We start from the raw sequence: 6205 nt of genomic DNA on the forward strand, positions 1-6205 counted from the left end.
CGAAAACAATCAATCCTCCAGTCTCGGTTCAATTCAAGGCAATCTAGAAGTCAGTCAAAGTAATCTGCCGGGATTGGGCCATAGCGTTTCTTTGCACCAACCTGAGTGCTACACCTCAGCAGAGCGTAGAATGGTTTTGCTATGCGGCTTAATGGATAAAGTCGAGCTTAAGAATGTAACTGCCTTCCCAATTACTCATTGGGAGTTTTCGTCTTTTGAATCTTCTCTTGGATGGTTTCGGTTTCGCCAATTTCATAAAGACTAATCAAACCATTCTCGATGGTGAAGATTTGCTCAATTGTTGTATCCACGAGCAAATTGCCTTGCAAATCTCTGACGACCTGATGAACGGTAACGGCATTTCGATTGTGTTCATCCGTCTCGAATTTTAAGGTTTCAAGCTGCACTTGAATCACCTTATATTGATTCGTCCAGTATTCGCGCACCGCGTCGCGTCCATAAACGAAACCGCCTTCCACCCCGTTCGCCCATTTCACGTCCGGGTGCATCACCGAGATGATGGTTTCCAGATCGCCTTTGTTGAAGGCTTCGTATAAATTTTGCAGAAACTGCTGATTTGAACTCATGATTGTTTACCATTCAATACAAATGTCATTGAAATAAGAAAGCAGCCTAATACCAAATTCACTAGTTACTGATACAGATCCTCGCCCCCTAAATCCCCCATTTTGGGGGACTTTGAAACGGCTTCCCTGATAGGTTCTTTTCAAATCTGAGAGATAGAAATCGGTTAATTAACTGATTTTTTATGAGTATCATTTGTTGGTTGATTTGGTATAACAAGCTGATGACCCTTGACATCGACTTTGCCGGACTCACGATCGATGACCTGAAGCACTTTCATGTAAGGATCGAACTCAGCCCACTGATGCGTCCAGTAAGCACGGATGTCTTGTTTTCCGACGACTCGATCGCCTTCCGAAGCCTTTGGTCAACTGACGTTCTCACTCATCAGAACGTGCTATCAATGTCTTGCCGATTAAACGCAAAGTAAGCCTGAGCCATCAATGTTTGTGTATTCATGATTCTCCTTTGAGTGAGGTAAGTGTATTATACACATATTTTGAGAGATGCCTCTGGCAAGTTCCAAAATTCATCATTTCAAACCTTGCATGCGCCTCGACTACACGTTGCCCCCAGGGGTCTCGTTAAACCCGTCGGCAAGCATTCGCAGCAACCGGACGAGTTGGTCGAAATCATCGCGAGACCAACCTTGGAATAGCGTCAAAGCGATTCGTTCGCGCGCTTCATCTATGGCATCTGTCGCAATCTTGCCCTTTTGCGTGATCACCGCTTCCCGAATTCGTCGATCCGCAGAGTTGATCTGACGGCTTACCAAACCGAGTTCTTCCAGCCGTGCAACCTGCCGACTAAGCGTCGTGTAGTCACGCCCCACGCGCCCCGCAAGGTTCACCACGCCGATCGGGCCCAACTTGGCAATCAGCACAAGAGGCGTGAATAGGGCTGTTTCGAGGCTCAGCCCTGCCATCTCAAGCATCGCTTGATCAAGTTCGGGTCGATTCATCGCGCCAACGATATCCAGGAGGGAACGATGCAGCCCTGGGAAAGCCGACTTGATGTGCGTACTGCACACCTCCTCTAATGACATTCGATCGCTTCCCTCAGACATCATGGACACCCATAGATCAGCATCTGGAGAATGGTGGCAACAACTTTGCTGCCTCATCACAGTCTTTTAAGATCCATCCTCACTATAAGCTTATCCTTGATCTGGAACGTCATCTCAAATATGCCTCTTGAGATAACGGAACCGTCTAGCGCATAGACAACTTGGTCAATGCGAACCGCGCTTCTCTCTTCTGAGAGATCACGGATTGCGACGGGTTCATCGTGCGGGTGATTTTTTGCCCACTTTTTGAGCCAGTACGCTCGGACTGCATCTTTGCCGTGCAGCCTGACATCATCTCCTGGCCAATCAACATCGTCGCTTAGGAGAGTGAGCAATTCGTTGGCATCCTGTCGATTGAACGCCGCGTAACCCTGCAATATCAAATCTTTATGCCTCGAATTCATCATGGCTCCGTTGCTTTTGCTCGTGTTTGGTTTACTGGTCTGTAAGACCAAGAGCTATCATATCGAACATAACCTCCGGGCATGGGCAGCACCACTTAGCCTCGTGGTTGCCCACCCTCAATCTCTTGGCGTTTCTCTTTCACACGGTTTGACATTTCGTAGACAGTTCCTATTAGCAGATTCGTCAGAAGCGAGGGACACGCAAGGATTCTTTCAAGATATCCTCGCACTGACCAAGTACTGCTGGTTTGAAAGTTGGCAACATCTGCTTGATTTCAAGCTCTCTGACTCCCCGCCTGCTCAAACGGCTGATTCCTCGTAGTTTTTGAATTTGGAATTGCTGGGAATCGCTGCACAAAAGATAAATTTCCATACCCATCAATGCGAAAAAGGACATTGATGTTGCTGGCTCGAAGTCTGAACTGTCCAAGGCGCAGCCTGTGGAAAGAAGTTCGGTTTGAGGCAAACATCGATCATGTCTTGATGAAAGACTTCTAAGCTAGACGCAGACATCGGCGGCACAATTCTGCCCCAATCCGCAGGCACAATCCGATCCGCCTCTGCTTCTCGCTGCCAGTGTCGCATGAACTGAGCAGAAGCCGTATGGTGATCAACAATCGACACCCCAGAGATGCTAAACGAATGCAAAACTGCACGATTCAATTCCAGTAATGCTCGATCTTTCCACAGTGAAAGCTTCGATCGCGTATTGATTCCCAATCGCTCTGCGATCACGGGCAAAAGATTGTACCGCTGTACATCGCCAAAGTTACGCGCCGCGATTTCAGCGCTCATGTACCAACCGCTGAAGGGAGCACACGGATAGGAGATGCCGCCAATTTCCAAGCGCCAATCCGATACTGCTGGAAGCGCGTGCCATTTCAGTTCGAGTTCGGCAAACCAGTCATAGTCAGGATGCAAGATAGGAACTTCCATGACCGCTGCTTTGGGTAATTCAAACCACTGCGGGTTTTGTCCCGGCATCTGAATAATCAACGGTAGAATGTCAAAGCGAGTCCCTTGTCCCTGCCAACCCAAATGCTGACAAATTTCGGTCAGTTCGACTTGAGCCGGATCACCGACGACCTTGCCATCGGCGTTGCGATAGCCAGCATAGCGAATTAACTGCGGATTCCAAATGCGAATCCCTGCCTGCCCCGGTTGGCTGGGCGCAAAAATACTGATTGTGGATTGAATATTACCGCCGTTCGTGGAGAGTTGAAGGTGTTCAACGATCGCTTCAAAGATTTCTGTTGCAGTTGTGAGATGCCGCAAATCCCGCACCTTGAAAGATTGCCAAAAAATGCGCCCAATGCAGCGTGAACTATTGCGCCAAGCAACTTTTGCACCATAGTTCAATTCTGCTTCGGTCTGCCAGTATGTGCGCGATCGTCGATAGTCTTGATAGATCTCTGACAATCGTTCTTGCAACTGCGATTCTGGCAGCGATCGTTCTTGATGCAGCAATCGCAGATAGTCGATTGCTTCGAGCAACAGGGTTGGCAGCGATTCTGCCGCTTCAAGCTGTTCCCGTTTGGTGAAGTGAAGTGAATCGCGAAGTTCCATCAGAATTAGGGATTTTTAGATAAAGGGGCAAGCGTTTCAGCCGATGGCGCAACAGAACGCTGAGGTTCTTGTAGAAAAAACGCGCACAAGCTGGCACAAATCAAAGCGATTACACCCATGCTGTAAAACAAGGTTTGGGCATTGCTCAGGCTATAGATCAGCAAATAAATCACTCCTCCGACATTGCCATAAGCGCCTACACTACCTGCAATTTGCCCGGTAACAGACTTGCGAATCAGTGGCACAATGCCAAAGGTTGCACCTGCGCCAGCTTGCACAAAATAAGCACAGAACATGGTGATCGCGATCGCAACAATAAGATTTGAGCGAGCATCGAGTCTGCCCATCAGTAGATATCCAATGCCAATGCCGATCGTTACGCCCGTCATCGTCCATTTGCGACTGCCAGAACGATCGCTAATCAATCCACCACTCGGACGAGAGACTAAATTTAGCACTGGATAAGCGGTAGCGACCATGCTGGCAACGACGGCATTTAACCCAAAGGTGTGTTCAAACCAGGTTGGTAAGACCGATAAAACCGCAATTTGAGAGCCAAAGTTGGTGAAGTAAGTCAAGTTCAGAAGCGCAATCTGCCGCACCTGATAGCGTTGCTCAGGCGGATAGGACTGAGTCGATCGTAGAAAGTTTGCACTTAAAGGATTGAGCGATCCCACAACCTCGCGATTGACTTGCCAAGCTTTGTAAAATTGAACGATGTACAGCAGCCCTAACAAAATCCAGATTAGCTCGACTTGTACAATCGTCAAGAAATGAACATTGCTTTGAGCCAGTGGGTAAGTCAGCAGCCCTAGCGAAACCAGTAAGCCCAAATCCAACAATGTCATTGCCCAAAAACTTCGCTGGCTCGTGACTTCTAATCCGCCATGTCGCTTGGGACGCTGGTAAACTTCGCCAGGAGGCGTGTCTTGAGTGCAGCGAAAGTAAATTCCGGCATAGATCGCAGTGATGATCCCAACCAACACGATCGCCATGCGCCAGTTGAGTGTTCCTCCAGTTATGTAAGCACTGACGATCGCTAAAACAGGTAACCCAAATACCGCCGCCGCCGCACCAAAGTTTCCCCAACCGCCGTAAATGCCTTGCGCTAAACCAATTTCTTTTGGCGGAAACCACTCGGCAACCATGCGAACACCAGCCACGAATCCGGCTCCGAGAATGCTATTTACTAGACTCGCCCAAACGAGTTGATTAAAATCGTGAGCAGTCGCAGTCAGTAGACAAGGCACGATCGCAAAGATCAGCAATCCTGAAAAGGTGAATCGAGGGCCATAGCGATCGAGTACCATGCCAATTCCAATCCGAGCGGGAATCGTTAGGGCTAAGTTGCAAATGGCTAGGACTTTCAATTGTGGCGCGGTGAGCGAGAGTTCGCGCTGAATTGTGGTAGCAAACGGCGCAAAGTCAAACCAAACTAAGAATGAGAGAAAAAAAGCGAACCAGGTAAGGTGGAGAATGCGATAGCGGTCTTGAAACGAAAATAGATGCTGAAGCATCGGTAGCTCCTTAGAACGAGTTGTTCGATCGCAATTAGGCGATTCGATCGTTTAAGTTGTGAAGTCTGGGAGTGGGCAGATGAATGTTCAACAACTAGAAATGTTTGTCACAAAGTACACCGCTACTTGCCTATTCATCTAGTGGGTTTGGCAATGCATTGGTTATGCAAGAATTGCTCAATTCGTTTAAAGATTTACCGTTGCGATGGGCGATCGCAAAGAAGCTCTACATCTTCTAGAGCAACGCAGTCAGGATTGTGTATTTTGAGAATGTGCAGAGGAGCAAGGTATCTATGAGCAATGTTTTATCGCTCTGCTAGAGCGACAAAATGTTTGACCAGCCAACGACGAGGAGAAAGATCAAGTTGACCGTCCAAAACAAAAGTAGCAACCAGAGTAAACTATGAACGATGCGCTTGCTGCTCCTTTGAGCGCCCATTTCTAGCACTTGGCGACCTTGCCAGAGTTGCCAGAGCCGAAACACTGTATAAAGCGTTCCGATCATCACAAGCAGACTGCGAGAAAAAATTTGACTACAAATCTGCTCGGTTAAAATTTGAACCACCAGTACTAAAAGGTAAAATCCAAAAACGGTTCGTCTTTCTGGGGAACGCCACCCAGTAGCAAAAGCAAAGCTGGGGAGGAGAAGTCCAACTGCGATCGCAATCTGAATCCAAACTCGTACAAAGTTCTTTTCTGCCTGACTGTAGTTGGGTTGTGATTGAATAGGCAGGATATTGGCTCCAATCAACCAACCGCTCAACAGTATTAGCAGTGTTGCACTAAAGATAAACAAAAAGACAGTTTTCCAGGTCATAAGAATTAGAGTGGGTTCAATTATGTCTACAACAGAGTAGCAACCTCGACCCAAATAGGGATGTTAGCCGTCAAACTTCAATGTGATAGTTCATTCGGAAGCAGACATTCAAAAAGTATTGGGATAGATGGAGGTCGCATGAGCCGTTTTACCACCAACATTCAGCAACAGCCGCCACAGTGTTCTGCCTCGCGCCGAAATGTTCTCATTGTCGGAGGTGGACCCGCAGGACTCGCAACTGCGCTCATGT

General features: G+C 47.9%; 9 protein-coding genes. 3 read left to right on the forward strand and 6 right to left on the reverse strand.

The window, feature by feature from the left end:
• Positions 1-191: 191 nt before the first annotated feature.
• Positions 192-587 (reverse strand): nuclear transport factor 2 family protein, encoded by a 396-nt coding sequence (locus ACKFKH_RS30845; RefSeq protein ID WP_446862205.1) that lies wholly within the window; start codon positions 585-587, stop codon positions 192-194.
• A 182-nt stretch (positions 588-769) separates the two neighbouring features.
• Here ACKFKH_RS30845 and ACKFKH_RS30850 point away from each other — a divergent pair, with 182 nt between their 5' ends.
• Positions 770-1015, forward strand: coding sequence for a hypothetical protein (locus ACKFKH_RS30850; RefSeq protein WP_446862206.1), 246 nt, complete (start codon positions 770-772; stop codon positions 1013-1015).
• A 129-nt stretch (positions 1016-1144) separates the two neighbouring features.
• Here the strand turns inward: ACKFKH_RS30850 and ACKFKH_RS30855 are convergent, their stop codons facing one another.
• Both ACKFKH_RS30855 and ACKFKH_RS30860 read right to left on the reverse strand, forming a co-directional pair.
• Entirely contained in the window at positions 1145-1708 is a 564-nt protein-coding gene (locus ACKFKH_RS30855) for a MarR family winged helix-turn-helix transcriptional regulator (RefSeq protein WP_446862207.1), read from the reverse strand.
• On the reverse strand, positions 1708-2058 hold the full coding sequence (locus ACKFKH_RS30860; RefSeq protein WP_446862208.1) for a nuclear transport factor 2 family protein: 351 nt from the start codon (positions 2056-2058) through the stop codon (positions 1708-1710). Before ACKFKH_RS30860 ends, ACKFKH_RS30855 begins: the two co-directional genes overlap by 1 nt.
• On the opposite strand from ACKFKH_RS30860, the gene ACKFKH_RS30865 reads away from it, so the two are divergent.
• Entirely contained in the window at positions 2057-2377 is a 321-nt protein-coding gene (locus ACKFKH_RS30865) for a hypothetical protein (protein WP_446862214.1), read from the forward strand. The genes ACKFKH_RS30860 and ACKFKH_RS30865 overlap by 2 nt on opposite strands.
• 56 nt (positions 2378-2433) lie before the next feature.
• Here the strand turns inward: ACKFKH_RS30865 and ACKFKH_RS30870 are convergent, their stop codons facing one another.
• Together ACKFKH_RS30870 and ACKFKH_RS30875 are read right to left on the reverse strand one after the other, a co-directional pair.
• The gene (locus ACKFKH_RS30870; protein WP_446862209.1) at positions 2434-3621 is read right to left on the reverse strand and encodes a nitric oxide synthase oxygenase; all 1188 of its coding nucleotides are present in this window, start codon (positions 3619-3621) and stop codon (positions 2434-2436) included.
• Positions 3622-3626: 5 nt separating this feature from the next.
• Positions 3627-5138, reverse strand: coding sequence for a NarK family nitrate/nitrite MFS transporter (locus tag ACKFKH_RS30875; protein WP_446862210.1), 1512 nt, complete (start codon positions 5136-5138; stop codon positions 3627-3629).
• 104 nt (positions 5139-5242) lie between these two features.
• Here ACKFKH_RS30875 and ACKFKH_RS30880 point away from each other — a divergent pair, with 104 nt between their 5' ends.
• The gene (locus tag ACKFKH_RS30880) at positions 5243-5377 is read left to right on the forward strand and encodes a hypothetical protein (RefSeq protein WP_446862211.1); all 135 of its coding nucleotides are present in this window, start codon (positions 5243-5245) and stop codon (positions 5375-5377) included.
• Positions 5378-5454: 77 nt separating this feature from the next.
• Here the strand turns inward: ACKFKH_RS30880 and ACKFKH_RS30885 are convergent, their stop codons facing one another.
• Entirely contained in the window at positions 5455-5955 is a 501-nt protein-coding gene (locus ACKFKH_RS30885; protein ID WP_446862212.1) for a DUF7733 domain-containing protein, read from the reverse strand.
• Positions 5956-6205 lie beyond the last annotated feature (250 nt).

It is taken from the genome of Phormidesmis sp. 146-20 (assembly GCF_052939475.1).